Raw genomic sequence first — 25,325 nt, 5'->3', positions numbered from 1 at the left:
GTCCGTGAGGTCCGCTATGCGGACCTCACGGACGCATCAAGGGGGGGCGGGGGCGTGGGCCCAGGCCTCGATCTCGACGCGGGCGCCGGCGGGGAGCGCGGCGACCTGCACGGTGGAACGCACCGGCGTGTGGCCGTCGAGCGCTTCGGCGTAGGCCTCGTTGACCGCGGCGAAGTCGGCGAGGTCCGTCACGAAGATCGTGGTCTTGGCGATGGCCGACATCGGAACACCGACGTCGGCGAGGATCGCCTTCACGTTTGCCATGGCCCGGATCGTCTCTGCCGCGGCCCCTCCTTCAACGAGGGACCCCGTGGATGGGTCGAGACCGAGTTGCCCGGCGAGCACGACCCAGTCGCCGGCTCGGACGGCCGGCACATACGGGCCCAGCACCGGCGGCGCACTCGGGGTGTCCAGGGGCTCGACACTCACGGCAGTCCCTTCGTCGGCTGACTATCGACGGATTGCACGCGCCAGCGCCGTGTCGCGGGCGGGGAACGCGTCGGGCCGGAAGCCTTCAGCCCGGGTGACAGCATTCCATGCGGCGCCGGCGACCGCGGCGAGGACGGCGTCCGACGCCGCCGGCAGTGGCTGTCCGGGATCGTCGAGGATCTCGACGTCGACCGGCGGCATGGAGCGCGCCCGGAGAACGCCAAACGAGCGGATCGTCAGGTTGTGGATCTCGCCTGTGTCGGGGTCGACAGCCAGGCCCTCGGAGAGGACCCACCCGAGCGCCATGTGCGCGGCTCCGATGCAGTAGGAGCGCAGAACCGTCTCGTCGAGTGGGTCGCCGGCGGCGACACGGATCCTCACGCGTTCGATGGACCGGCCGGCGTCGGCGATCTCGACGCTCGCTCCGGCCAGCGCCGCCTGGCCGTCCCCCTCGAGCGGTCCAGCCACGACGGTGTCGAGCAACGCCGATCCGACGCGATCGTCGGAGACGAGACTGCGCCGGTCGGCACCTGCGGCATCGAGAGCGCCTTCCACGAGCACTGCCGTCTCGGCGAGCCCGGTGGCCCGGATGGACGCCGACACCGGGGGGCCCGGCACGACCGACCGCGACCAGTCGGCGTTGACGGCGACGTCGTACGGAACCGACGCCGCCGCGCTGCGGAGGCTTTCGATGATCGTCTCCACGGTTGATGCCCCCGTCACGCACGCGGTCCCCAGGATCAGGATCTCGGAACCGTCGAAGCGGGCTGTGGCCGACACCGGCGGGCGCTTCGGACCGAGACGCACCGTGTCTTCACGCGTGTAGACGACACGAACGGTCGAACCGGTGGCGTCGGCCAGCTCGCGTGCCGCCATCGGCGCAAGACTCTCGACCTTCCCGCCGAACGCTCCGCCGTTGCCGAGGGAAGTCGCAGGTTCACCACCGGGGACACACCGCGATGCGTCGGGCTCCAGGTAGGCGGGCTCCACGAAGCACGTCGCCAGCGCGACACCGCCGTCGGGAGAAACAGGAGCAGCGAGCGGCGGCGTGGGCTCGAGCGTGGTCGCACGACCCTGGGTCTTGTCGGTGGCGCGGCGGGCGTCGGCCAGGGTCGGGCCCGTCACCCATTCGCGTCCCACCGCCTCGACCGTGTCGCCGGCGAAGTCCGGCGGTGCCGGAACGGCCACCAGGATGCCGGCGTCGCGAGGCGACGTGTCGTCGGCGAAGACGCCGGCGCCCAGTGGGATGTCGGCATCCACCCGTTGAGGGACACCGCCTTCCAACTCCGCTCGTCGGGCCGCCGCCTGCAGGTCACGCTCCGGCGGTTCTGCGGAACCGGGACGGTCGGCGGCGGCCGAACCGCCCTGCGCCGCCCGATCGACCGCCTCACCGATCGTCTGCCACCCGGTGCACCTGCACAAGTGTGCGGCGAGCGCCCGGTCGAGCTTCGCCCGGGGGACGGATCCGCCCGACGCTGCTGCGACGAGCGGGACCGAGCGCATGATGATCCCCGGCGTGCAGAACCCACACTGCGAGCCACCGGTGGCACAGAACGCGTCGGCCAGATCCCCGCGAACGGCCTCGTCGAGCCCCTCCACGGTGGTCACGGCCCGCCCGGCAACGCGTGCGACCGGCGTGACGCACGCCACGCGCGGCCTGCCGTCCACGAGGACGGTGCAGCAGCCGCACTGGCCCTGAGGGGCGCAGCCGTCCTTGACCGACGTGAGGCCGAGCTCTTCCCGCAGAGCCGACAGAAGTGACTGGCCGGAGGCGACCGTGACGACCACGGCGTTGCACTCGAACTCGACGCGATCGGACACGGGCACCTCCGGTTGGCAGGATACGGGGATGCCTCCGGCCGCTTCGCACGATCCCGCGCCGTCCCCGACACCCGCGACCTTCGGCTCGCAGCTCTCGCGTCGAGGCTTCTTCGGGCTGACGAGTGGCCTGCTCGTGGCTGCCGCGTGCGGCTCCGACGGTTCATCGGTGAGCAGCGCCTCCACGACAGTGCAGAAATCGAGCGGTGACACCAACCCCGGAGGCCTCGAACCCGGCATCGTGTCGAACGACATGTACGCCACCGAGCGCCCGCAGCGCTTCGCCTTCGCCCTGACCGACATCGACGGGTTCGCATCGGGCCCTCCGGCCACCATCGCCTTCGCGTCGGGCGCCACCGACACCTCGACGAGGGACGCTCCGCTGAACAGTGAGGGGCTCCCGGAGGGTCGCGGTCTCTACGTCGTGGAAGCTCAGTTCCCCGAGGCGGGGATCTTCGATGCTGTCATCACCGTCGATGGCGAAGTACTGGAACCGGTCCCGTACCAGATCCTCGAGGAGGCGACAGCGCTGACCCCCGGGGAAGCGGCTCCGTCGGTTCCGTCGGCGACCGTCGACGACAACCGCGGCGTCGACCCGATCTGCACGCTCGACCCGCCGTGCCCGTTCCACGAGCTCGATCTCGCCGACGTGACCGGCGCAGGAAAGCCCGTGGCGATCGCCTTCTCCACTCCGGCACGGTGCACGAGCCGCTACTGCGGTCCGACGCTGGAGCTGCTCGTCGAACTCGGTCCCGACTTCGCCGACACCCTCGACATCATCCACGTGGAGATCTTCCGCGACCCGACCACCAGCCAGGTGGCGGAGCCCGTCGATGCCTACCAGCTCATCTCGGAGCCGTGGATGTACGCCGTCGACGGCGCGGGGACCATCACGAACCGGATGGGCGGCGCCTGGGACAAGGGCGAACTCCGCAGCTTCCTGGAGTCAGCTGCGGCCTAGCTGCGCCATGGCATCTCTTCCGCTCTTGGCGCCTTTCCCATCGCCTCGACTCGGTCGGCGCAGGGTACCTGCGCCTCTTGTCCTCGTCTCGGGTGGCGCCGGGCCGCTCGGGCCCCGCCTCGGGCGGCGCAGGGTACCTGCGCCGCTGACCCTCGGCTCGGTCAGGAGAAGGACTGGCCGCAGCCGCAGGTGCGCTCGACGTTGGGGTTCGTGACGTGGAACCCGGCGCCCTGGAGCGTGTCCTTGTAGTCGAGGGATGCGCCGCGCACGTGCTCGTTGCTGGCAGGGTCGACGCAAACCTTGATGTCGCCGAACTCGGAAACGAGGTCGTCGTCGGCCTGATCGGCGTCGAAGAACATCTCGTAGCTGAAACCCGAGCACCCGCCGGGGCGGACGGCGACGCGGAGGAACAGCTCGGGGTTCCCCTCGGCCTCGATGAGCTCGGTGACCTTGGCCACGGCGGCGTCGGTGAGCTTGATGCTCTCGAGCTGTGCTGCGTCCTTCACGTCGAACATGTTTCCTGAACGTCCTTTTCTCGGGCTTTCTTCTCGGGGACCGGTTCGGCCCGACGGATTCAGTTTACCGCAGCCCTACCGCGACCCGACACGGCTCGGGGTCGTACAACGCCTGGAAGTCCTCGACGATTCCGCCCCCGGCCTCGTCGACGACGCCTTCGCAGATCCCCCGGTGGAGGCTGCACACCAGCTCGGGGTAGGCCTCGGCCAGATCACGGAACGGGCAGTGCAGGAACGCCACGGTAGCGGTGCCGTCGTCGGGCTCGTCGGCCGCCGGCTCGAAGCCCAGCCGGTCGAGCTCCCCGCCGAGGGCCTCCAGGCACGAGGCCGATTTCGTGCGGGCGGCGGCATCGGCACCCCACGACCGCCCGATCGCCACGGCCTCGTCGGCGTCGGCCCCCGACCGCTCGGCGAGTGCGGCGAGCAGGCCCGCCAGCAGCGCATGGGCGGGAGGGTCGAAACCCAGCCCCGGCGCGCCGGGCGCCAGGGAGTAGACGTGCTGGGGGCGCCCGACGGTGCCACGGTGTACGGCGTGGGCCTCGACGAGCCCTGCATCGCGCAGCCGGTCGAGGTGGAGTCGGACGGTGTTGGCGTGGAGGCCGAGGATGTTGGCCAGGTCGGCGGCCGACAGCGGGGACGGCGACGACGCCAGCTCCTCGTACATGGCGTAGCGCGTCTCGTCTCCGAGCGCCTTCAGCACACCCAGCAGCTCCATCCCCTCAACGCTACCGACCGGCACAGAAATTATCAACGTAGCCGCTGTGTAAAATGGGTCTTCCGGCGCCGGTCCCGCCACCCACCACCTCGACCGGACATTTTCCAACAGCTAGACTGTTTTTATTGTCTCCTATTGTCGTGAAACCGCCACCGGACCACGAGGCCCCTCGAGGAAGAACGATGCCGGACACCCGAGCGACACTTCCCACGCCCGACGACGTGCGCGGCGTACTGGCCGGAGTCATGGACCCCGAGCTCCACGTGAGCATCACGGAGCTGGGCATGGTGCGCGACGTCGTCGTCGACGGCGACGGGACCGTCACCGTGCAGGTCGCCCTGACGACGGCGGGCTGCCCGCTGCGAGCGCAGATCCGCAACGAGGTGGCTTCCAAGGTCCGAGGGCTTCCCGGCGTCACCGACGTGTCGGTCGACTACACGGAGATGACCCAGGAGCAGCGTTCGGCGGTGATGCAGCGGGCCCGCCTCGAGGCCAGCCGCCGCGCACCCGGAACGGAGATCCCGCCCAACGCCCGAATCCTGGCGATCGCCAGCGGCAAGGGCGGTGTCGGCAAGTCGTCGGTCACCGTCAACCTGGCGGCGGCCCTCGCCTCACACGGGTACACGGTGGGGGTCCTCGACGCCGACATCTGGGGGTTCAGCGTCCCGCGCATGCTCGGCGTGGAAGGTCGCCTCGCCGGTCACAAGGACGACGACGGGCGCGGCCTCATCAACCCCGAAATCCGCGAGGTGCCCGGCATCACGCCGCTCGTCGAGGGAGGTTGCGTCAAGGTCGTCTCCATGGGACTGCTCGTCGACGACGAGGACACGGCGCTGATGTGGCGGGGCCTGATCCTCACGAAGGCCTTCGAGCAGTTCCTCACCGACGTTCGGTGGGGTGATCTCGACTACCTCCTCATCGACATGCCACCGGGCACCGGCGACGTGCAGATGGCGCTCGGTCGGCTTCTTCCCTCGGCGGAGCTCCTCGTGGTCACCACGCCGGCGCTCGCTGCGCAGAAGGTGGCGTCACGCGTGGCCGACATGGCACGCCGCAGCTACCTCAAGGTGGCGGGCGTGGTGGAGAACATGAGTGCCTTCGTGGCGCCCGACGGCTCGACCCACGAGATCTTCGGCTCCGGCGGAGGGCAGGCCCTGGCCGACGAGATCGACGCACCCCTGGTCGCCCGGGTCCCGGTGGAGCCGTCGGTGGCGACGGGGGGTGACACCGGAACCCCCGTCGTGCTCGCCGAGCCCGACTCCCCCGCCGCCCGGGAACTCACGGGCCTCGCCACGAGGATCACCGACGACCTGCTCCCGCCCGTCGAGATGGCCGGCTGCACCGCGCGCATCCTCGACATCGCTGCCGAGAACCTGGCCCAGAACAGCTGAGTCGCCCCGCGTGCCGGTTCCTAGACCTCGCCTCGGGACTCACGGTCGAGGTCGGCGACGTGCACGGGATCGAGCGAGCCGTCGGGGGGGTCCTCGTGGTCGTCGTAACCGGGGTCACCCGGGAGCAGGAGCCGTATCCCCGTGGCGTCGGAGATGATCCGCGGCTGGACGGTGGGAACCGATACGACGGACTCGACGGCGGCGAAGAGCTCGTCGGTGGTCGCGAAGCGGCCGATGGCGTCGAGGTTGCGACGCGTGGGGAAGATGATCTCGCGTTCACCGCGCTTCGCACTCGCCACAGCGTCGGCAGGGGTGACCCAGAGCGAGTCGATCGTCTCCGTGTCGTCGTGCAGCGCCGACTGGCCGTCGGGTGCACGCGCGACGAAGAACCACGTGTCGTACCGGCGGGGCATCCCGGCGGGTGTGATCCAGTGGGCGAACATGCGCAGGTCGTCGGTGTCGAGCACGAGGCCTTCCGACTCGAGGAACTGCGGGAGCGTGATCTCCCCCTCGTCGAGTGCCCGGCGCTGCCGCTGAAGGCGCTCGGCCGCGGCACCCGACACGTCGACGGGAGCGCCGTCGCCGTCGCGGGCGAAGAGGATCCGCGCCTCCTCGAAGGTCTCGCGCACTGCCGCCGCCCAGAATCCGAGGCCTCCCGCGTCGCGTCCGAGGAGGGCGCTGGCCCGCGCGTCGTCGAGGCCCCGGGTGCGGCGCGCCAGGGCGTCGCTTCGGTCGGCCGCGTCGACGGCGCCGCCCGGGAACACGTAGGCACCGCCGACGAAGTCGGCGTTGAGGTGCCGGCGCAGCATGAGGACCTCGAGAGCCGGGTTGTCGCGTACGACCATCACGGTGGCCGCATCACGCATGGCCTTCGGGTCGGTCACGAGGTGCGCTCAGACGACCTCTTGGGCGAGGAGGCTCCGCCGCTCGACCTCGGTGAGGCCACCCCAGATGCCGTGAGGCTCCCGGATGCTGAGCGCGTACTCGAGGCACTCCGGTTGCACCGGACACGTGGCGCAGATCTCCTTGGCCTTCTGCTCCCGCCACTCCCGGTCGTCCTTGCGCTCACTCGTGGTCGGCGGGAAGAACAGCGCGGACTCGGGCCCGCGGCAGAGGGCACGCTCCTGCCAGGTGTCCTCCGCTGTCTTCAGATCGGACGCTCGAAGGCTCACGCAACCCCCCCGTGGACAGTGACCGCTCCTCGACGAGCGAACATATCGGGGCTGCGGCCACGAGACAAGGGCGTTTCGCGCCGTTTCGACGCCGCGGCCGGGGACGGGTCGGTTCAGTCGTCGGCCGTGCCCCGGGCGCGGTCCCGGTAGTCGCGGGCGCCACCCTCCTCGGGCTCCACCTCGAGCTCGACTCCCTCGACTGCGACCACACGGACGGGGTCGCCGGCGCCGATGGGCGTGGCCCGGTTGGTGCGCGCCCGCCAGAGGGCGTCGCGGACCCGCACGACCCCGTCGGGGTCTACGTCGACCTCGGCGGTGCCCATCTCACCGATCATGCCCTCACGCCCGACGGTCGGCGTGGAGAAACGTGACCGCACCACGGCGGTCATCGCCGAGAGCATGAACACGATCCCGCCCACCACGACGAAGAGCAGGACCCACCAGGGCGGGTCGAGCAGGGACGACCCGCCGAAGAGGAACCAGGAGCCGATGGCGAGGCACGCCGACCCGATGAAGGTCCACGAGCCCAGCCCGCCGGCCTGGACGTCGATCGAGAGGCCCAGGACACCCACGACGATGAGGGCGGCGGCCCACCACACGACGGGGAGGCTTCCGAACCCGATGATCGAGCCGACCAGGGCGAGGGCCCCGACCAGCCCGGCCAGCCCGATGCCCGCCGTGAAGAACTCGAAGACGATGAGGAGGAGCCCGACGACGAACAGGAGGTAGGCGATCGACGGGCTCGTGAACGTGTGGAGGATCTGGTCGCCGAGACCGAGTCGCTCGAAGCGCACCTCGGGGTCGGGAGTCCGTCGGGCCTGCTCCCCCTCGCCGACAACCCGGGCGGTGGAGAGCCGCACGAGATCACCGTCGACCTCCACGACCTGGCCGTCGAGATCCACGACGAGGCTTCCGACCGTCGGCTCGACACGGTCGACCACGCCGAGTCGTCGCGCCTCGCCGGCGTCGTAGCGCTCGTCCACGAGGGCTGCCACCTGTTCGGGCGGGCGGCCCTGCCGTTCGGCATACGCGCGCAGGAGCTCGTCGGTCTCGGCCGGATCGGGAGTGCCGGGTGTGTCGAGGGCCACAGGGCTCGCCGGCCCGATGTGTGACCCCGGCGCCATCGCCGCCACGTGTGCAGCCTCGGCCAGGAGGACCCCCGCTCCCCGGGCCGACGCTCCGCTCGGTCCGACCCACACCGCCACGGGGACCCGTGACGCGGCGATGTCGTCGGCGAGATCCTGTGCGTCGACGTCGATGCTGCCCGGCGAGGAGAGTTGGAGCACGACGAGCGGCGTTCTGTGGTCGGCCGCCCGGCTGAGGCTGTCGCGGATGAGCTCCGCGTTCGGCGGGTCGATGTAGCCGTCGACCTGGACCACGACGATCCGGCCCTCGTCGCTCTCCGCACCGGTGCCGGGATCCCCGTCGTCGCCACCCGCCCGGGCCGAGGACGCCCCCAGCGGGCCCGCGAGAAGGGCTCCGGCCAGCACGAGCGCGGCGATCAGCCACCGGACCGGCCGGGCCTGCCGGGGAGTGGCCGTCCTAGCATGGCGAAATGGAGCTGGCATCGTTCTGCGCCGCCTCGCGGGTCGTCGTGGTCGCGGGCAAGGGAGGGGTCGGCAAGACCACCGTGACCGCGACACTGGCCCGTGCCGCCACACGCGCCGGACAGAGCGTGCTCATCGTCGAGGTCGAGGGCAAATCCGGCCTCGCCGGCGCCTTCGACCAGCCGCCCCTGGGCTACGAGGAGACCGAGCTCGCCCCCGGGCTGCGGGCACGGACGCTCACCCCCGACGAGGCCCTCGTCGACTACCTCGAGAACGCCGGGCTGCGCCGCATCTCCCGGCGCCTGGCCTCCTCGGGCGCTCTCGACGTGGTGTCCGGCGCGGTGCCGGGCATGAAGGACATCCTCGTGCTCGGCAAGGTCAAACAGCTCGAGCAGGCCGGCGCCGCCGACCTCATCATCATCGACGCCCCCGCGGCGGGCCACGCCCTCACGTTCCTGCTGTCACCGCAGGGTCTGCTCGACGCCGTGCGGGTCGGGCCCATCCGCAAGCAGGCCGAGGACGTCACCGCCATGCTCTCCGACCCCGACCGCTGCCGGGTCCTCCTCGTCACGACACCGGAGGAGACTCCCGTGACCGAGGTGGCCGAGACCGCCTTCTACCTGGAGGACCGGATCGGCGTCGCGCTCGGCCCGGTCGTGGTGAACGGCGTGTACCCGCCGTCACGCGTGCCCGTCGGGATCGACGCTGCCGGAATCCAGAACGAGGCGGCGCTCCTCGACGTGTTCGTGTCGGACCGAGAGGCGGCCGACCTCGCGCGCGCCGCCGACTTCCGGGTCGAGCGGGCACGGGTCCAGGCGACCCAGGTGGAGCGTCTGGAACGGATGCTCCCGCTCCCGCAGATCCACCTGCCCTTCCTCTTCTCGGGCGGCGTCGGGACCGAGGAGCTCGATGAACTCACGTCCGCCTTCACCGAAGGTGTCGACACCCTGGCGGCCGCATGATCGACGACATCATCGAGAACCGCCGGATCGTGATCACGTGCGGCACCGGCGGTGTGGGCAAGACCACCTCCGCCGCCGCGCTCGCACTCGAGGCCGCCCGCCGCGGCCGCAACGTGGCGGTCGTCACGATCGACCCCGCCAAGCGCCTGGCCGGGACTCTCGGGCTCGACGAGCTCACGAACACGCCCCGCGAGATCGACCGGGCACGGTGGGACCCCGCACGGCGCGGCACGCAGCAGGGCCGGCTCTCCGCACTCATGCTCGACACGAAGACGACGTTCGACGAGCTCGTCACCGCCAACGCCGAGGACCCGGAGCAGGCGCAGCGCATTCTCGACAACCGCTTCTACCGCAACATCTCGGGAGCCCTCTCCGGCACCCAGGAGTACATGGCGACCGAGAAGCTCTACGAGCTGCACACCGACGGCGGCTACGACCTCGTCGTGGTCGACACGCCGCCCACCCGGCACGCACTCGACTTCCTCGACGCACCCGAGCGCCTCATGCAGCTCCTCGACAACCCGATCTTCCGTGTCCTCATGGCCCCCACCCGCGCCGGCCTGCGGATCGCCGGCTTCGCGGTCCAGGCCTTCCTCCGGACCGTCGCCCGGGTGGTGGGCCGGGAGGTCATCGAGGACGTCATCGCGTTCCTGCGTGCCTTCGAGGGGATGGAGGAGGGATTTCGAAGCCGCGCCGAGGGCGTGAGAGCGCTTCTCGCCGATCCGGCGACGGCGTTCGTTCTCGTGACCTCACCCCGTCGCGAAGCGGTGGCCGAGGCGGTCTTCTTCGCCGACGAGCTCGAGAAGCACGACCACTCCGTCGATGCCTTGATCGTCAACCGGGTCCACCCGCTCTTCGGGGAGGCGAACGCCGACGGGCTCCGGAAGCGCGCGATGTCGATCGCCGAGCAGGCCACCGGCGACGGGTCCCCACGGGACTCGGCCGCGGTGCGTCTGTCGGCGCTCTACGAGAACCTCTCCGACCTGTCGGGCCTGGCTGCCAAGGAGCGCCGCCAGGTGGCGGGAGCCGCCGAGCGTGTGCGCTCCGGGGAAGTGGCCTACGTGCCGCTGCTGCCCCACGACGTGTGCGACTTCGACAGCCTCCACGAGGTCTGCCGCCGCCTGTTCGACCACGATCACGGCGACGATGTCGCCGCCGACCACGACGATGCCACCGACGCGGGCTTCGAGGCCGGGGGTACGACCGGCGGGCGGTAGCCTGCGCGGACCATGGCGACTCTCCCCGACCAGCTCACCGTTCTCGTGGCGTCCGACGGAGCGTGGATCCGCGACCAGGTGCGCCTGGCCTTCGTCGGGCCCGGCCACGAGGTGATCGAGGCCACGTCCGGCCGGCAGGTGCGCGACATCGTGGCTGGACGGAGCCCCGACCTCGTGATCCTCGACATGCAGATCGGCACCATGGGAGGGGTCGCGGTGGCGCTCGACCTGAACCTGGAGGCCGCGGCGTGGCGACTCGACCCGGCGCCGATCGTGCTCCTTCTCGACCGTGAGGCCGACCGGTTCCTGGCGCGGCGCACGGAGGCGAGTGCGGCGCTCCTCAAGCCCGTCGACGCGATGACGCTGCGCCGAACCGCCGCCGAGGTGCTCGAGGAGTGGGAGCACCCCCACCCCGAGAGCGTGTCGGCCCGGGAGGGCACCGGGGGGTCGACTACGATTTCCTGACCATCGGGACGTGGCGCAGCTTGGCAGCGCGCATCGTTCGGGACGATGAGGTCGCGGGTTCAAATCCCGCCGTCCCGACCAGGAACCTCATCAATGACCGTTCGGCCGGCAGCGGTCGAACGTGTGACGGTGGGCCGGTCGTGACCGTCCGGCCTACGCGCCCACGAGCAGGCGTCGCCGTGGGATGAGCAGGCGGGCGCGCGTCGCGAGCGTCTCGAGGGCGAGTTCGTCATCTTCCAGGCCGGACAGGTCGAAGGGCGCCTCGAGGAGGAGTTCGGTGTTGCGGTCCTCCGCCTTGCCGAGCTTGGCCTGGGGGTCGTCGAACCACTGGTTGGCGGCGAGCTCTCGGGAGATGGAGGCCATTCGCGAGACGGTGTAGTCGGTGCCCTCCGTGGACGGCGGTGCGGCGTGATCGAGGACGATCGTGAAGATCGAGAGTGTGCCGTCCCGGTTGTCGACGACGTCGATCAGCCTCTGCTGCTGCGCGTAGTCGATGCAGCTCGCGGAGTTGATCTCCCAGAAGCCCGCGTTGTTCCCGTGCTTGCTCGTGTGCGGGAGGATCGTGTTGGCGTGGGTGTGGCCGTTCACCCAGGCGATCATGTTCGGGTAGCGGCCGAAGAGCTCCACGAGGTCGTCACCCGTGTAGAGCTTCTGCTCCGGCTTCGAGGGGTCCTGCACGGTGTTGTCCATCGTGAACGACGTGTGGTGGCTGATCACGACGATCAGCCGGTCGTCGGCGTCGGTTCCCTGCTCGGCACCCGACTCGTCGTAGTAGCGCGACGAGTTGGCCGTCAGCTCACCGACGAGCCACTCGTACTGGTCGGCCGGCAGGCTCCCGTTGGCGCCGAAGTAGTGGTTGTTGGTGTCGAGCCCGATGAAGTGGACCATGGGTCCCTGGTCGCGCGACCAGAAGGCCGTCTCGTTGTCGCTGTTCTCCCGGGTGAAGCCGTGCCCTGCGGGGCCGGGGTCGTCGGGCGAGTCGAGGTGGGCGTCGACGAACTCCTTCACGGTGTAGATCCTGCGGGAGTCGTCGGCGGTCACCGTGTGCACCCCGTCACCCTCCGTCAGGTCCCGAAGCTCCTTCTCGGCGATGGGGGAGAGGTCGCTGCCCTCGGGCAGCAGCGACGCCAGCAGCGAGCCGCCGAAGGCGTTGGACTGCGAGAGCTTGAGGTCACCCGTGGAGTAGTCGGCCGTGACGTCGGAGAAGCGGAAGTTGCCCTGCCAGTCGGCGTCGTGGTTGCCCGACACGGCGAGCCACGGCACCGAGAGCCCCGGCGAGTCGACCGCCGTGGACACCGCGGCGGTCAGGAGTCCCTCGTAGGCGGGATACCCGTGCACACCCCAGGCGTCCTCGGAGGGGTCGTCGGGGTGCCACGCGTACGTCGCCTCCTCCCAGGCCTGGACCCCTTCGTACTCCCCCACGGCGCCCGTATTGGGCGTGACCGACTTCCCGTCGAGGACGTCGATGTACCAGCGCAGCTCACTGCCGGCCTTGCCATCGGTGTTGTCGCCGGTGACCACGGCCACGGCCATCGGAGCGCTTGTGACGGGGCTCTCGGGCACGGCGTTCATGGCGCGCACCATCTGGTCGAGCACGGCCACGGTGAGCGTGTCCTGGGCGCGCGTCGCCCCCGTCGGGCTCCCCTTCTCCGGGTCGAAGGTCCACTCCACACGAGCGGGCGTCTGGGCGTCGATCAGGTGCGTGTCGGTGAACTGGCCGAAGAAGAGGATCGACCGGCGGCTGTCGGTCCGCTCGGCGCGGGCCGTGGTGCCCAGATCGTCGCGCACGAGGAACGGCTCACCCGGGCCGCTCACCAGCTTCCGGTAGCCGGTTCCCGCCGAGAGGGCGATCGTCGACAGGAGCGTCGTGGGCAACTCCGCCGGGTCGACCGTCGACTCGTCGTCGAGGCCGTCGTCGATCAGTCGGTAGGTGGGGTACGCCGCGGCGGCGGCCACGACGCCCACGACACCGAGGAACTGGCGACGAGTCAGAGCCATGCGGGGCAGTCTGGCACGCCGTCCCTCACCCGGCGACGCTGTCGCCGTCGAGCACTACGAGGTCTGGTGCGCGACGAGCTGCTCGGCGATCCTCACCGCGTTGAGTGCCGCACCGATGCGGAGGTTGTCGCCGGCCACCCACAGGTTGAGGGCCCCCGGCCGGGACGGGTCGCCGCGCAGACGGCCGACGAGAACGGGGTCGATGCCCGCCGAGTCGAGCGGTGTGGGGGCGGCCTCGCCCTCCTCGACGAAGACGACACCCGGAACGTCGCGGAGGAGCCCGGCCGCCTCGGTCACCTCGACCGGGCGCTCGAACTCCACGTTGGCGGTCATGGCGTGACCGACGAACACGGGGACCCGCACGCAGGTGGCGCTCACGGCGATCTCGTCGTCGCCGAGGATCTTGCGCGTCTCCCGCACGAGCTTCCACTCCTCGGACGTGAAGCCCTCGTTGCCCACCGAGCCCGCCACCGGGATCACGTTGCCCGCGATCGGGCGGTCCCACACGGAACCCGGGTCGAGGGATCCCTCCCGGCCGGCCCGGGCCAGGGCCCCGGTGCCGCCCGCGCCCTTCGACCACTGGTTGTCGAGCTCGTCGACACCGGGCTGCCCGGCGCCCGACACCGACTGGTAGGTGGAGACGATGAGGCGACGGATCCGCGCCGCCCGGTGCAACGGGGCCAGGGCCGCCACCAGCACGGCTGTCGTGCAGTTCGGGCACGACGCGATGCCCTTCGGCATCCTGGACAGGGCATCGTCGTTGACGCCGGCGATCACGAGAGGCACGTCGGGGTCCATCCGGAACGCCGCGGAGTTGTCGATGACACGGGCACCCGCTGCCGCTGCCACGGGGGCCCACTCCTCGGCCAACGGGTCGTCGACGTCGACCACGACCAGATCGAGCCCGTCGAAGCAGCCGTCGCCGAGCGCCACGACCTCGACCTCGCCGCCCCGGAAGGGGAGTCGTCGCCCAACCGAGCGCGGGGACGCGAAGGGACGGAGCTCCGAGACGGGAAACGCTCTGTCGTCGAGGATCCGGAGGATCTCTGTGCCGACGAGGCCCGTGGCGCCGATGACACCGACGCGGAATCCGGCCTCCGTGGGCCCACTGGTGTGGTCGGTCATCGTGCCACCCGGGTGTCAGCTGTCCTGCCGGTCGTCGTCGAGGCCGAACGCCGTGTGCAGTGCCCGCACAGACCGGTGGGCATCGTTTTCGGCCACCACACACGAGATCCGGATCGACGACGTCGAGATCATCTCGATGTTGACACCTTCGGCGGCCAGGGTCTCGAACATTTCGGCGGCGACCCCGGGATTGGTCTTCATGCCGGCACCGATGAGTGAGATGCGGGCAATGGCCTCGTCGTCGTCGACCGAAGACGCGCCCACCTCGGCCTTCACGTCGGCCATGACCTTCCGGGCACGGTCGAGATCGTCGCGGGGGACGGTGAACGAGATGTCGGTCACGCCCCCCGACGACACGTTCTGCTCGATCATGTCGACGTTGACCTCGCCGTCGGCGAGCGACCGGAACACGGTGGCGGCGACTCCCGGCCGGTCGGGAACTCCGGCGATCGTGACCTTGGCCTCGCTCAGGTCGTGGGTGACCCCCGAGATGATGGCCTGCTCCATGGTGGGATCCTCCTTGGCGACCCACGTGCCCGGTCTCCAGCTGAAGCTCGAGCGGACATGGATCGGGACGTCGTGGTTGCGGGCGACCTCGACCGAGCGCAGCGCCAGGACGCGGCTCCCGGTGGCGGCCATGTCGAGCATCTCCTCGTAGGACAGGCGCTCGAGCCGGCGCGCCGAGGGGACGACACGAGGGTCGGCGGTGAACACCCCTTCGACGTCGGTGTAGATCTCCGCGGCCTCCGCGCCGAGTGACGCAGCCAACGCCACAGCCGTCGTGTCGGAGCCCCCGCGACCGAGCGTCGTGATGTCGCGAGACGTCGACACGCCCTGGAAGCCGGCCACGACGACGACGTTTCCCTCGCCGAGTGCCTCCTGGATGCGGTCGTCGCGGATGTCGACGATGCGCGCACGACCGTGCGACGTGTCGGTGACGATGCCTGCCTGCGAGCCCGTGAACGACAACGACGGGGCCCCGCGATCGTGGATCGCCATGCAGAGCAGAGCCATCGAGATCCGCTCACCCGCGGTGAGGAGCATGTCGTACTCGCGGGCATGGGGAATCGGCGACACCTCGTGGGCGAGTGTGACGAGGTCGTCGGTCGTTCCGCCCATGGCCGAGACGACGACGACGACATCGCTGCCGGACTCGCGCGTCCGGACGATGTGATCGGCCACCTCGCGGATGCGGGAGGGGTCCGCGACCGAGGTGCCTCCGTACTTCTGCACCACGAGGCTCACGACGCCCGATTCTACAAGGGTCGCATCGGCGTGCTCCGAGCGTTCCGCGCACCGGGCGGCCGGCCGGCGTTGGTTACGCTCACGCACCATGAGCTCGACTGCCGACAAGCGCGCACGGCAGAAGCAGGGGCACGCAGCAGCCCGTGAGGAGCGCATCGCCATCTACCGGCGGGCGCGGCGACGGCGCATCCTCGTCTGGGCCCTGGTCGTCGCCCTGGTCGTGGGTGCAGGTGTCGTGGGGTTCATGGCGCTCACCGGCGACGACAGCGGCGACGCTGCACGGGCCACGGAGCCCACGTCACTCGACGACCTCCTCGAGAACGACCCCGAGTCGCTGGCGCGCCCCGAGAACTGCGACCTGTCGCGCACGCCCGACACCGAGAACACGGCGAAGACCTACGATGCCGAGCCGCCCATGACGATCGACCCGGCGAAGACCTACACGGCGGTTCTCGACACGACGTGCGGTGAGATCACCCTCGAGCTCGACGCCGCCAGTGCGCCGGTGGCCACGAACAACTTCGTGTTCCTGGCACGCGAGGGCTTCTACGACGGGACGACCTGGCACCGCGTCGTGGACAGCTTCGTGATCCAGGGAGGCGACCCCGAAGGAACCGGTGGTGGCGGTCCGGGCTACGAGGTGGCCGGTGAGGTCCCCACCGACGGCTACCCGGAGGGATCGGTCGCCGCCGCCAAGACGGAAACCACACCGAACGGGTCGTTCGGCTCCCAGTTCTTCATCGTGACTGCCGACGGAGAGGCGCCGCTGCCCAATGAGTACGCCCGCTTCGCGACGGTCACGGAGGGCCTCGACGTGGCACGCGACCTGGAGACGTTCAACAACCCGGCCGACCCGAGCGGAGCGGCGACGGAGCCCCTCTACATCTTCAGCGTGTCGATCACCGAAGCCTGAGCGAAGGTCTGCACGTCTCCCTCGGAGTAGAGGTGGACGGATCCCGCGCCGGCGACCCGCCACGTGCCGAGGGCGTCGCGCAGCAGCGCGGTGCGCCCGTCGACACCGGCGAGGACCGCATCGGGCGGCAGGAGGTCGACGGACCGTTCGACGAGGTGCTCCGGGGCCGTGTCGTGGAACGGCAGGAACGCCATCCCCTCGACCAGACCGAGCCCGACCGTGTAGGCACCCCCGCGCGGGTCGACCATCGGGTCGCACAGCACCCGGCCCCCGGCCCCCGACGCGGCGAGGACGGCACCGCCGTTGTGGGACGTGACGATCGCGTCGTAGAGCGGTGAGTGCATGAGAACCGAGCGGAGATGCATGGGAGAGCCGCTCGTGAGGTAGACGAAAGCCGCATCGCCGACGATCCGGGCGGCTTCGCCGTCGTCGGCGTCTCGACGGTGGAGTACGTCGATTGACCGCACCGATGCCCCCAGACTCTCGAAGTAGGCCGACGCGGCGGCGACCGTGGCGCCGGGGTCCTCGAAGGCGGCCGCGGTGGGGATGACGACCACCTCCCGGGCACCCGAGGTTTCGAGCAGCGCCGCGTCGAACTCGGAGCAGCCGTCCTCCCATTCGTGGCCACCCACGAGCGCGAGCGTTCCGCGGGGGCTCATGACGACACCTCAGTACTGGGCGGTGTCGCAACACCCAGTACGAACGGCTTGAGGAATGCGGGCAGCTTGGACGGACCGAACTCGCGTCGGACCTCGACGGTCCAGCCCTCGGACTCCAACATGCCGACCGTGTCGCGGGTGACGTGACAGCCCAGGGACAGCCACGACCAGAACGGATCGATCCGTTCCTTCCTGCGGATCACCGAGCCATCGTCGCCTCGAACGTGCTCGAGGAAGTACAGCCGGCCGCCGGGACGTAGAACACGCCGTGCCTCGGCGAACACCGCGGACGGGTCGGGAACAGTGCACAGCACGAGTGTCGACACGACGGCGTCGAAGGAGTCATCGGGTGCGTCGATGGCGTCGGCAGGGTTGGCCGACATCTCGACCGGGACGCGCGCGCGACCGAGCTTGTCGCTGAGCCGGGCGCGCATCTCGTCGTCGGGCTCACCGATCACGACCCGGTCGGCGCGGCGGTAGTGGGGGAGGTTGGCGCCCGTCCCACCTCCGATCTCGGCCACGGTCCCGCCGATGTCACCGAGCAGGTCGGCACGTGCGGCCCCGAGCCAGGTGCGCTCGCCCGCCGCCTGCACCGGGTCGTAGATGGCGGCGAAGAGCTTGTGGTGGAGGTTCCCGAACATCGCAGGCGCACTCTAAGCGAATCCGAAGCCGAGGGGCCCGTATGGAGCCGTGCTGTTACCGGCCGGTAGCCTCGGCCCGTTCGCGAGCGGAGGTAGGGGCATGACGGTCAAGCGAGTCGGTGTCGTGGGGTCCGGCATCATGGGATCCGGGATCGTCGAGGTGACCGCCAAGGCGGGCTACGAGGTCGTCCTGCGCAGCCGCGCGCAGGAGACCGCCGACGGCACCGTTGCCAAGCTCGAGAAGTCACTCACCCGCCAGGTCGACAAGGGCAAGCTCGACGACTCCGAGAAATCGGCCGTTCTCGACCGTGTCAGCGCCGTGAGCGACCTCGGCGAGCTCGCCGACTGCGACCTCGTCATCGAGTCGATCGTGGAGGACCTCCCCACGAAACGCCAGCTCTTCGACGACCTCGACCGCGTCTGTCGCGACGACGCCATCCTGGCGACCAACACCTCGACCCTTCCGGTGGTCGAGATGGCCATGCAGACAGGGAACCCCGAGCGCGTCTGTGGAATCCACTTCTTCAACCCGGCGCCGATGATGCCTCTCGTCGAGGTCGTCTCGGCCATCACGACGAGCGAGGAGACGGCGTCGACGGTCCACGAGTTCGCCGAGTCCTGCGGCAAGAGCCCCGTCGCCGTGAAGGACCAGGCGGGTTTCATCGTGAACGCTCTCCTGTTCCCGTACCTGAACAACGCCGTGCAGATGCTCGACAGCGGTCTGGCCAACCGGGACGACATCGACACGGCGATGAAGGGTGGCTGCAACTTCCCGATGGGCCCACTGGAGCTGCTCGACCTGGTCGGTCTCGACACGAGCCTGTCGATCATCGAGGCGCTCTACGACGAGTTCAAGGACCACAACTACGCCCCGGCTCCGCTGCTCAAGCGGATGGTCAGTGCGGAGCGCCTCGGCCGCAAGAGCGGCGAGGGCTTCTACAGCTACAAGAAGTAGCCGCGTCCGGCCGGGTGGGCCGGCCGGCACGCCATGCGGGACAATGGGAACATGACCGAGCGCAAACGCCCCTGGGTGATGCGGACGTACTCGGGCCACACCTCCGCCGAGGCGTCGAACGAGCTCTACCGCACGAACCTCTCGAAGGGCCAGACCGGCCTGTCGGTGGCCTTCGACCTCCCCACCCAGACCGGCTACGACCCCGACGACCCGATGGCACGCGGCGAGGTCGGCAAGGTGGGTGTGCCCGTCCCCGACCTCGGCGAGATGCGTGCTCTCTTCGAGGACCTCCCGCTCGACGAGATGAACACGTCGATGACGATCAACGCCACGGCGATGTGGCTGTTGAGCATGTACGCGGCTTTGGCCGACGAGCGCGGCACGCCCCGCACGGCGCTGGCGGGAACGACACAGAACGACATCATGAAGGAGTACCTGTCGCGGGGAACCCACATCTTCGGGCCCGAGCACTCCCGGCGCCTCACGGTCGACCTCATCACCTACGCGGTCCGCGAGATCCCGCGTTGGAACCCGATCAACGTCTGCTCGTACCACCTCCAGGAGGCCGGGGCCACGCCCGTCCAGGAGATCGCCTTCGCGCTCGCGAACGCCGTCGACGTCCTCGACGCCGTGCGAGACTCCGGGCAGGTGCCTGCCGACCAGTTCCCCACCGTCGTGTCACGCATCTCGTTCTTCGTGAACGCCGGGATCCGCTTCGTCGAGGAGGTCTGCAAGATGCGGGCCTTCACACAGATGTGGGACGACATCACCCGCGACCGCTACGGCGTGGACGACCCGAAGGCCCGGCGATTCCGCTACGGCGTTCAGGTGAACTCCCTCGGGCTCACCGAGGCGCAGCCGGAGAACAACATCCAGCGCATCGTGCTCGAGATGCTCGGCGTCACCCTGTCCAGGGACGCACGCGCACGGGCTATCCAGCTCCCGGCGTGGAACGAGGCCCTGGGTCTGCCCCGCCCGTGGGACCAGCAGTGGTCGCTGCGGATCCAGCAGGTCCTCGCCTACGAGACCGACCTCCTGGAGTACGACGACATCTTCGAGGGCTCCACGGTGATCGAGGACACCACCCGCGACCTCGTCACGAGTGCGCGCTCCGAGCTCGACCGCATCATCGAGGGTGGCGGCGCCTTCGCCATGATCGACCAGCTCAAGGCGGAGCTCGTGGCATCACACGCGCAGCGGGTGCGAAGCATCGAGGCGGGCGACATCGACGTGGTCGGTGTCAACCGGTTCACCGAGACGGCGCCGTCGCCGCTCACCCGGGGCTTCGAGGAGGACCCCGAGGCCGCCCACCTCGTGGTCGACCCGGCCGCCGAGCGTGAGCAGGTCGAGGCCATCGAGAAGTGGCGGGCCGAACGTGACGACTCCGCCGTGGTGAAGGCGATCGACCGTGTGCGAACCGTCGCCGAGACCGACGAGAACCTCTTTCCGGCCTCGATCGACCTGGCACGCGCCGGGGGAACCGTCGGCGAGTGGTCGGCGGCCCTGCGCGAGGTCTTCGGGGAGTACCGCGCCCCGACCGGCGTCGGTGCCGTGTCAGCGAGTGCCGTCGACTCGATCCTCCGGGTCCGCGAGCGCGTCCGTGCCGCCGCAGGCGACCGCGGCGCCCCGGTGCGGATCCTGGTGGGCAAGCCGGGCCTCGACGGCCACAGCAACGGTGCCGAGCAGATCGCCGTGGCGGCCCGCGACGCGGGCATGGAGGTCGTCTACCAGGGGATCCGTCTCTCCCCGGCCCAGATCGCGGCCGCCGCCCGCGACGAGGACGTCGACCTCGTCGGGCTCTCGATCCTGTCGGGATCGCACCTCGACCTCGTTCCCGAGACCCTGCGGCTTCTCCGCGAGGAGGGCGTCGACGCCCCGGTCGTGGTGGGCGGGATCATCCCCGAGGCCGACCAGGTGAAGCTCCGCGAGGCCGGCGTGGCAGCCGTCTACACCCCCAAGGACTTCCGCCTCGGCGACATCGTCGGCGAGATGGCCGAACTGGCGCTCGCCCGCTAGCGCGGGCTCCTGCTCTTTCCTCCCGCTCTCGGCGCCTTCGGCGCCAGGCCGCTCGGGCCCCGGCTCGGGCGACGCAGGACACCTGCGCCGCAATCCCTCGCCTTCGTCTGGTGTTGGCGGGATAGTTCAAGAACGCCTGAGTCGGGCCGAATATCTAGTGTGGATCGGCGTCTGGTCGTCTCTGTCGTGGGCGCGCTCGCGGCCCTCGGGGCCGGTGTCGCCGGGCTCGTCGTCGACGGGTCGCTCCTGGCGATCGCCGCCGGCGTCTGCGGCCTCTTCACCGGCGTGGCGGCCGCTGCCCTGGCCGTGAAGCTGCGGGACAGCGACGACCGCCTGCGGGCCGAGGAGTCGGAGGCGACGCGGCTCCGAGGGGAGGTCGATGCTCTCTCCACGCTCCTGTCGGAGCGCGCCGCCTCCGCCAACGAGCGCGCGAGGCGCGCCGAGCACCCTGGACGGACGGTGGTCGGAGGGTCTCCGGGCTCCCCGTCCCCCAACCATCCCAGCCTCTCGAAGCCCCCACACCCTGAGGTCGCCCCGGCGGCGACCGCCGAGCGGGCCCACGACGGCCCCGGCATCGTGGGCGAGGAGGCGTTCGGAACACTGTTGCATCAGGCGGTGGCATCGGCGCGCAGGACGCTCCACCCGTTGAGTGTCGTCGTGTTCGCATTCGACCGCGACGACACCAGCGACGCGTGGAACCACGCCCGCAGTGACGACGTGCGCAACGGCGACGAGCTCGACGCGCTCTCCGGGGTCGTGCTCGACACGGTTCGGGAGTGCGACACGGTGGCCCGTGTGAACGACCAGATGCTGGCCACGATCCTCAACGGTGCCACAGAGCACGGCGCCGTGTGGGCCGTGGAACGCGTTCGCGCCCGGCTACGTCAGGAGCCGACGGGCCTACCCGCCGACATCGCTGCCGGAGTGGCCTGCTATCCCACGCACGCGCTCGAGCCCGTCGAGCTGGTGTCGGCTGCCGGGCGCGCGCTCCAGTCGGCCAGGACGGCCGGGCACTCGAACACCCAGATCGCCGAGTCCTGACGCAGGCTAGGCAGCGCCTTCCTTCCCCGACCGCTTGGTCGCGGCCTCGATCGCCTCTCGCGCGAACTCGCGCTGGCTTTCGAGGACCTTCTCGGTGAAGTCGAAGGCGGAATCGACGAGCTTCGTCACCTCGGACGTCGCGTCGGGTGCGACCTTCTCGGCGGCATCGGACCCGGCCTTCGCGAGCTTGCGGCCCGCGTCGACGATCGCCTGCTGCGTCTTGCGCACGAGCTCGAGGATCTGCTCGTCGAAACCGCCGCTGGAATCCGTTTCCTGAGGCATGATCACTCCTTGTCCGTTTTCTCGAACGTGGCAGGGACGCTAGCCCCGGGAGCGGAGCGTCACGAATAGAGCGCCTCGATCTCCTCGGCGTACTTCTCGTGGATCCCACGGCGCTTCAGCTTCATCGTGGGCGTGAGCTCCACGGAGTCGGGCATCCACTCCTCGGGGAGGATCGTCCACTTCTTCACACGCTCGGCGTTGTTGAAGTCGGCCATCGCCTCCTGCACGCCGGCCTCCACGGCCGCGAGCACCTCGGGATGAGTGCGCAGCTCGGCAGGATCGGTCGTGTCGAGGCCGTGCTGTGCGGCCCACACCGGCAGGTACTCCTGGTCGAGCACGAGCAGAGCACTCACGAACTTCCGCTGGTCGCCGATGGCACACGCCTGGCCGATGAGGTCGACGGACTTGAGCGCCGCCTCGAGGTTGGCCGGTGAGATGTTCTTCCCGCCGGCGGTGATGATGAGCTCCTTCTTGCGGTCGACGATGCTGAGGTAGCCGTCGTCGTCGAACTCACCGATGTCGCCCGAGTGCAGCCACCCCTCGCTGTCGAGAGTCTCGGCCGTCTTCTCGGGGTCGTTCAGATAGCCGCGGAACACGTTGCCGCCACGGCAGATCACCTCACCGTCGTCGGCCAGCGCCACCTCGCAGCCCGGGATCGCCGGGCCGACCGTGCCGGGCTTCACGCGCCGCGACTCCCATGTCATCGGGCCCGTCGACTCCGACATGCCGTAGAGCTCGGAGATCGGGACGCCGAGGCCGAGGAAGAACTCCAGCGTGTCGACGGTGATCGGCGCTGCCGCGGTGATCCCGGCGACGACCTGGTCGAGACCGAGGAGCTCGCGCACGGGTCGGAGCGCCTGCTCCTCGGCCTGCTCGTAGGCACCGGCCAGATCGGCGGGTAGCTCCTCGCCGTTGGCCCGAGCGAGAGCGGCTTTCAGGCCCACGCCGCGGGACGCCTCGAACCCTGCGGCCTTCTCGGGATCGGCGCCGAGCACGGCGTTCACGCCTGCCTGGAACTTCTCCCAGACACGCGGCACGGCGAAGAAGATCTCGGGGCGAACGTGCGGCATGTACCCCGCGAGGTCGGACGCCACGGGACAGCTCGTGACCTCGTAGCCGAGTTGTACTCCCATGTAGTGGGACACCATCCGCTCAGCGATGTGGGCCATCGGCAGGTACGACACCAGGCGCCGGCCGTCGAAGCGCTCGAGGGGCATCGCCCGCTCCAGGCTCTCGACGGTCCACGCCACGTTGGCGTGGTCGATCATCACGCCCTTGGGCGGGCCGGTCGTGCCCGACGTGTAGATCACCGTCGCGAGGTCGTCGGGCCGCGCGATCCCGGACGACGCGTCGAGATCGACTGCCGACGCGTCGAGCATCGAGTCCCACCGGTGGACCTCGTCGGGAGCAAGGCCGTCGGGGTCGTCGACGACGCCGATGTGCCGGAGCGCCGGCAGGTCGTCGCGCACCTTCGCGAACCGCTCGAGGAACTCCACGTTTTCCACGAGGGCGACACCCGCCTCGCAGTGGGAAACCAGGTACTGGATCTGCTCGGGCGACGACGAGTTGTAGATGGAGACCGGTGTGGCGCCGCACAGGAGGACGGCCATGTCGGCAACGTGGAACTCGGGCCGGTTCGTCAGCATGATGGTGACCCGGTCACCCCGGCCCACGCCGAGCTCACCGAGGGCGGCGGCAACGGCGGTGGCCCTCCGGGCGTAGTCGGACCACGTCCACTCGGCCCATGCGTCGCCGTCCTTCCAGCGCAGTGCCGCACGGTCGCCATGGGAGTCGACCGTCTCGCGGAGCAGGCGTGGGACGGTGCGCCCCTCCACGATCCTGTCCAGGTCTTCACTCGTGACGGTCGGCATCGGGTCCCCTCCGGTCGCAGTTCCCTATGTGTAGCAAGGACGGCCGTGCCGTGCAGAGCGGCGCCGGCTCGCCCGGGGCAGCCGGCGGCCCCACGGGGCCGGGGTTCTCCACAACTTTGTCCACACCCCTGGTGGAAAACCGATGCTGGATCGTGGATAATGGCTGCCGTACGTCCCGAGGGGCCGTTGGGGCCCGGCCGTCAGGCCGGCTCTCTACCCACGCCTGTCGGGACGTGCCGCGTCCGGAGACTGCTCCGGCGGGTCCTCCAGTTCGGCGAGCACCTCCGACGTGTCGGCTCCGAGGGGCCGGCCGGCGTGGCGTATCTCGCCGGGAGTGTCGGACAGCCGGGCCACGGGCGCGGTCATCGGGACCCCGTCGACCTCGACGAGCGCGCGGCGCTCCCGTACGTGAGGGTCCTCCACGAGCTGCGTCATCGTCAGGACGGGAGCGATCGCCGCATGCGCCGCGGTGAACGCCTCCAGGACGGCATCGAGATCACGCTCGCCGATCCACGAGCCCAGCAACTCGTCGAGCTCCTCGCGGTGCTCGACCCTCGAGGCGAAGTCGGCGAAGCGCGGGTCGTCGCCGACGCCGATGAGCGACAATACGCGTCGGGCCACCGACTCGGCCGACGTCGAGACCGCGACCCAACGGCCGTCGGCACAGCGGTACGTGCCCCGCGGGACGGTGTAGAGGATGCCGGACCCGAGACGCTCCTGCTCCAGGCCACGATCGGCGGCTCCCGACGGGAGCGGTCCCATGCACTGGAGGAGGCTCTCGAGCAGGCTCACGTCGATGACCTGTCCGCGACCGGTGTGGTCGCGCGCCCGTAGCGCCGTGAGGACGGAGAACGCGCCCACGAGAGCCGCCACCTCGTCGGCCAGGGCGATGGGCGGGAGAAGCGGCGCGCCGTCGGCCTCACCGCTGATGGCGGCCAGGCCGCTCATCCCTTCGGCCAGCGTGGCGAAGCCCGGGCGCGAGGCGTAGGGGCCGGTCTGGCCGAACCCCGTCACGCGAAGGATCACGAGGCCGGGGTTGGTCTCGTGGAGGAGGTCCGGACCGAGGCCGATGCGATCGAGTGTGCCGGGGCGCATGTTCTCGACGAGGACGTCCGCCGTGTCGACGAGCGCGCGCATCGCGGCGAGGCCGTCGTCGGTCTTCAGGTCGAGGACGACAGCACGCTTGTTGCGGCCGAAGGACTTCCAGAGGTAGCTGTCGGGATCGTCCTCTGGCGCCCACCCGAGCTTGCGCGTGCTGTCGCCCGCGGGCGGCTCCACCTTGATGACATCGGCGCCGTAGTCAGCGAGGTACTTCGCCGCACCCGGCGCCGCCAGCAGCGTCGCCATCTCGACGACCCGGATCCCCTCTAACGCCTGCATCTCTGCG

At 70.2% G+C, this 25,325-nt stretch carries 24 protein-coding genes and 1 tRNA gene; 10 read left to right on the top strand and 15 right to left on the bottom strand.

Features of this window, described 5'->3' with window-relative positions; genetic code table 11:
• Nucleotides 1-36 precede the first annotated feature (36 nt).
• A complete protein-coding gene (locus R3A49_13040; protein MEZ5171650.1) occupies nucleotides 37-429 on the bottom strand; it encodes a Rid family detoxifying hydrolase in 393 nt (130 codons plus the stop codon).
• A 21-nt stretch (nucleotides 430-450) separates the two neighbouring features.
• The gene (locus R3A49_13035; GenBank protein MEZ5171649.1) at nucleotides 451-2,250 is read right to left on the bottom strand and encodes a 2Fe-2S iron-sulfur cluster-binding protein; all 1,800 of its coding nucleotides are present in this window, start codon (nucleotides 2,248-2,250) and stop codon (nucleotides 451-453) included.
• Nucleotides 2,251-2,278: 28 nt separating this feature from the next.
• On the opposite strand from R3A49_13035, the gene R3A49_13030 reads away from it, so the two are divergent.
• Nucleotides 2,279-3,208: a hypothetical protein gene (locus R3A49_13030; protein ID MEZ5171648.1), complete on the top strand. Its 930-nt coding sequence runs from the start codon at nucleotides 2,279-2,281 to the stop codon at nucleotides 3,206-3,208.
• 161 nt (nucleotides 3,209-3,369) lie between these two features.
• Here the strand turns inward: R3A49_13030 and erpA are convergent, their stop codons facing one another.
• Together erpA and R3A49_13020 are read right to left on the bottom strand one after the other, a co-directional pair.
• Nucleotides 3,370-3,723 (bottom strand): iron-sulfur cluster insertion protein ErpA, encoded by a 354-nt coding sequence (gene erpA / locus R3A49_13025; protein MEZ5171647.1) that lies wholly within the window; start codon nucleotides 3,721-3,723, stop codon nucleotides 3,370-3,372.
• A 64-nt stretch (nucleotides 3,724-3,787) separates the two neighbouring features.
• Complete coding sequence (locus R3A49_13020; protein ID MEZ5171646.1) at nucleotides 3,788-4,438, bottom strand: helix-turn-helix domain-containing protein; 651 nt, start codon at nucleotides 4,436-4,438, stop codon at nucleotides 3,788-3,790.
• Nucleotides 4,439-4,620: 182 nt separating this feature from the next.
• On the opposite strand from R3A49_13020, the gene R3A49_13015 reads away from it, so the two are divergent.
• Nucleotides 4,621-5,829, top strand: a complete 1,209-nt coding sequence (locus R3A49_13015) for an Mrp/NBP35 family ATP-binding protein (GenBank protein ID MEZ5171645.1) — start codon at nucleotides 4,621-4,623, stop codon at nucleotides 5,827-5,829.
• Nucleotides 5,830-5,849: 20 nt separating this feature from the next.
• Here the strand turns inward: R3A49_13015 and R3A49_13010 are convergent, their stop codons facing one another.
• From R3A49_13010 to R3A49_13000, 3 genes are all read right to left on the bottom strand, one after another.
• Nucleotides 5,850-6,713: an NUDIX hydrolase gene (locus tag R3A49_13010; protein ID MEZ5171644.1), complete on the bottom strand. Its 864-nt coding sequence runs from the start codon at nucleotides 6,711-6,713 to the stop codon at nucleotides 5,850-5,852.
• A 9-nt stretch (nucleotides 6,714-6,722) separates the two neighbouring features.
• Nucleotides 6,723-7,001 (bottom strand): WhiB family transcriptional regulator, encoded by a 279-nt coding sequence (locus tag R3A49_13005; GenBank protein MEZ5171643.1) that lies wholly within the window; start codon nucleotides 6,999-7,001, stop codon nucleotides 6,723-6,725.
• A 113-nt stretch (nucleotides 7,002-7,114) separates the two neighbouring features.
• On the bottom strand, nucleotides 7,115-8,569 hold the full coding sequence (locus tag R3A49_13000; protein MEZ5171642.1) for an NfeD family protein: 1,455 nt from the start codon (nucleotides 8,567-8,569) through the stop codon (nucleotides 7,115-7,117).
• Here R3A49_13000 and R3A49_12995 point away from each other — a divergent pair.
• The 4 genes from R3A49_12995 (at nucleotide 8,557) to R3A49_12980 (ending at nucleotide 11,273) form a co-directional block, all read left to right on the top strand.
• A complete protein-coding gene (locus tag R3A49_12995) occupies nucleotides 8,557-9,510 on the top strand; it encodes an ArsA-related P-loop ATPase (protein MEZ5171641.1) in 954 nt (317 codons plus the stop codon). The two genes, R3A49_13000 and R3A49_12995, sit on opposite strands and share 13 nt — an antisense overlap.
• Entirely contained in the window at nucleotides 9,507-10,727 is a 1,221-nt protein-coding gene (locus tag R3A49_12990; GenBank protein MEZ5171640.1) for an ArsA-related P-loop ATPase, read from the top strand. The genes R3A49_12995 and R3A49_12990 overlap by 4 nt, the downstream gene beginning before the upstream one ends.
• A 12-nt stretch (nucleotides 10,728-10,739) precedes the next feature.
• Nucleotides 10,740-11,192, top strand: a complete 453-nt coding sequence (locus R3A49_12985) for a response regulator (GenBank protein MEZ5171639.1) — start codon at nucleotides 10,740-10,742, stop codon at nucleotides 11,190-11,192.
• Nucleotides 11,193-11,196: 4 nt separating this feature from the next.
• A tRNA-Pro gene (locus R3A49_12980) sits at nucleotides 11,197-11,273 on the top strand.
• A gap of 72 nt (nucleotides 11,274-11,345) precedes the next feature.
• Here R3A49_12980 and R3A49_12975 read toward each other — a convergent pair.
• The 3 genes from R3A49_12975 to R3A49_12965 are packed head-to-tail and all read right to left on the bottom strand — an operon-like array spanning nucleotide 11,346 to nucleotide 15,560.
• The gene (locus tag R3A49_12975) at nucleotides 11,346-13,190 is read right to left on the bottom strand and encodes a TIGR03767 family metallophosphoesterase (GenBank protein ID MEZ5171638.1); all 1,845 of its coding nucleotides are present in this window, start codon (nucleotides 13,188-13,190) and stop codon (nucleotides 11,346-11,348) included.
• 54 nt (nucleotides 13,191-13,244) lie between these two features.
• Entirely contained in the window at nucleotides 13,245-14,315 is a 1,071-nt protein-coding gene (locus R3A49_12970) for an aspartate-semialdehyde dehydrogenase (protein ID MEZ5171637.1), read from the bottom strand.
• A gap of 15 nt (nucleotides 14,316-14,330) precedes the next feature.
• Complete coding sequence (locus R3A49_12965) at nucleotides 14,331-15,560, bottom strand: aspartate kinase (protein MEZ5171636.1); 1,230 nt, start codon at nucleotides 15,558-15,560, stop codon at nucleotides 14,331-14,333.
• 88 nt (nucleotides 15,561-15,648) lie between these two features.
• On the opposite strand from R3A49_12965, the gene R3A49_12960 reads away from it, so the two are divergent.
• A complete protein-coding gene (locus R3A49_12960) occupies nucleotides 15,649-16,473 on the top strand; it encodes a peptidylprolyl isomerase (protein MEZ5171635.1) in 825 nt (274 codons plus the stop codon).
• On the opposite strand, the gene R3A49_12955 is transcribed toward R3A49_12960, so the two are convergent.
• Both R3A49_12955 and R3A49_12950 read right to left on the bottom strand, forming a co-directional pair.
• Nucleotides 16,440-17,132 carry a Type 1 glutamine amidotransferase-like domain-containing protein gene (locus tag R3A49_12955; GenBank protein ID MEZ5171634.1) on the bottom strand — a complete coding sequence of 231 codons (693 nt, stop codon included), beginning with the start codon at nucleotides 17,130-17,132 and terminating at the stop codon, nucleotides 16,440-16,442. The genes R3A49_12960 and R3A49_12955 overlap by 34 nt on opposite strands.
• Nucleotides 17,129-17,773, bottom strand: coding sequence for a class I SAM-dependent methyltransferase (locus R3A49_12950; protein MEZ5171633.1), 645 nt, complete (start codon nucleotides 17,771-17,773; stop codon nucleotides 17,129-17,131). Before R3A49_12950 ends, R3A49_12955 begins: the two co-directional genes overlap by 4 nt.
• A gap of 100 nt (nucleotides 17,774-17,873) precedes the next feature.
• Here R3A49_12950 and R3A49_12945 point away from each other — a divergent pair, with 100 nt between their 5' ends.
• The 3 genes from R3A49_12945 to R3A49_12935 all read left to right on the top strand — a co-directional run bounded on the left by R3A49_12945 (nucleotide 17,874) and on the right by R3A49_12935 (nucleotide 21,785).
• A complete protein-coding gene (locus tag R3A49_12945; protein MEZ5171632.1) occupies nucleotides 17,874-18,728 on the top strand; it encodes a 3-hydroxybutyryl-CoA dehydrogenase in 855 nt (284 codons plus the stop codon).
• Between the two features lie 51 nt (nucleotides 18,729-18,779).
• Entirely contained in the window at nucleotides 18,780-20,744 is a 1,965-nt protein-coding gene (locus tag R3A49_12940; GenBank protein ID MEZ5171631.1) for a protein meaA, read from the top strand.
• A gap of 159 nt (nucleotides 20,745-20,903) precedes the next feature.
• A complete protein-coding gene (locus R3A49_12935) occupies nucleotides 20,904-21,785 on the top strand; it encodes a diguanylate cyclase (GenBank protein ID MEZ5171630.1) in 882 nt (293 codons plus the stop codon).
• A gap of 6 nt (nucleotides 21,786-21,791) precedes the next feature.
• Here R3A49_12935 and R3A49_12930 read toward each other — a convergent pair whose 3' ends face one another.
• From R3A49_12930 to R3A49_12920, 3 genes are all read right to left on the bottom strand, one after another.
• A complete protein-coding gene (locus R3A49_12930; protein ID MEZ5171629.1) occupies nucleotides 21,792-22,067 on the bottom strand; it encodes a hypothetical protein in 276 nt (91 codons plus the stop codon).
• A gap of 59 nt (nucleotides 22,068-22,126) precedes the next feature.
• Entirely contained in the window at nucleotides 22,127-23,938 is a 1,812-nt protein-coding gene (locus R3A49_12925) for an AMP-dependent synthetase/ligase (GenBank protein MEZ5171628.1), read from the bottom strand.
• Nucleotides 23,939-24,151: 213 nt separating this feature from the next.
• Nucleotides 24,152-25,318, bottom strand: coding sequence for a CoA transferase (locus R3A49_12920; GenBank protein ID MEZ5171627.1), 1,167 nt, complete (start codon nucleotides 25,316-25,318; stop codon nucleotides 24,152-24,154).
• Between the last annotated feature and the right edge of the window lie 7 nt (nucleotides 25,319-25,325).

It is taken from the genome of Acidimicrobiia bacterium (assembly GCA_041394025.1).
Lineage (GTDB): Bacteria > Actinomycetota > Acidimicrobiia > IMCC26256 > JAOSJL01 > JAOSJL01.
Note: the sequence above shows the minus strand (reverse complement) of the source record. Positions and strands in the feature narration are given on the sequence as shown.